1 protein-coding gene is annotated in these 1,355 nt (G+C 49.4%); it reads right to left on the reverse strand.

What is annotated here, in order from left to right:
* Nucleotides 1-1,036 (reverse strand): hypothetical protein (locus tag KDK17_RS07085; protein WP_257287706.1); only part of this gene is annotated, 1,036 nt, incomplete at its 3' end.
* Between the last annotated feature and the right edge of the window lie 319 nt (nt 1,037-1,355).

Consider the following 1,355-nt stretch of genomic DNA (forward strand, 5'->3'; position numbering starts at 1 on the left):
GATTTCTCTTTCTGCCCGAGCCCTTCTTTTTTTTCTGATCAGGTTCTGATGCATCCGGCTCTGTTTCTTTCTGGGGTTGTCTTGCTCTTTTTTGACCGTGAGTACCCGCCAGGCAGTTGTTGCATAAAAACGCTGAAACGGCTGCTTCATTGGCTATCCGACTTAATTCCTGTTGATTCAGTGGCTTGTGACACTTCGAACAAGTGACAACCGAACCTCTGGTATCCTGCTCTGCTGAAGGTTTCAGTGACTCATCGTCTCCATCACCACTGTCGCCCGCCGAACCGGTTGTCTGTTTACGGGCAGCGGCTCCGCTCATCTGGCCTGTTGTCGAGGTGGTTGATGCTTTGATTATTCTGGAGGGTTGATTCTTTTTCCTGGTGCCCGCCTGTCGGCCAGAATATTTGCCAGAAATGATCTCACGGTAAACACAGAGTTCCTGATCATGCCCTGCCAACCATCTCCCAATCAGCCCCGGATGCATCGTGTCGGGATCTGATCTTTCCAGATCCAGAAGATCCGCTTCAGTCACCATGATCCGGTCTGACAAAATCCGGGCCAGCGTGGTTTGGCCTGTCATAGTTGCCCATAGACGTTTAATGCGTAACATTCGAAGGAGTTGTCTTTTATGTTGCAGGCATTTTTTAACAGGGCTGAGAGCAAGGGGAACGTCAGGCTGGGGCTCCGGGTGAGAATCCCAGTGGTTTCCGTCAGGTGGCTTATCGCCATCATCTCCCCCGGCAGCCCCCGTGGCTATCAGCATATTGGAAGTGTTCTCCGGAACTTCAGGGGACATAGCCAACAGGTTAATGTGGCGGGTTGGCTTCATTGACCAAAAGGGCAGGGGCAACAACTCATTCCCACCGCTGGGATCCGCAGGGCCTGAAAGCATGGGAACCAGCGTTTTGTGACACCCGCGAAGAGGCTTGGGCAGTTCAGGTTCAGCTAACTTACCGGCATACAAGAAATGAGCTGGCAGCGGGTTTGAGCCGACGAGTCCCAGTGCAGGCAGCGATTCCCCGAACATTATTGTCACTAGCAGAAGCAGTGATCGAACTACTGAGTAGAAAATTTTGTTTTGTTGTGAGCGTCTCATAGATCCAGACTTAAAAATCAGCGTCTGTGAATCCATTCGCTATTGGGCCAAATTCGTACGTCATTTGACATAAGGCTCAGGCTCATTCATTGATGTTTGCGTCAGATTGTATAGCACCGAAATGGCGAGCCTACCATGAACAGAATTGGTAAAAAGCTTTTTTTCAGAAGCTTCTATTCTGTAAGACGACACAGGTCTTTTTATAAAGTACTCCCACTCCCATCAAGTAAATCTAATTCCTGACAACTCTCATAAACAT

The organism is Endozoicomonas sp. SESOKO2 (genome assembly GCF_024606245.1).
GTDB lineage: Bacteria > Pseudomonadota > Gammaproteobacteria > Pseudomonadales > Endozoicomonadaceae > Endozoicomonas_A.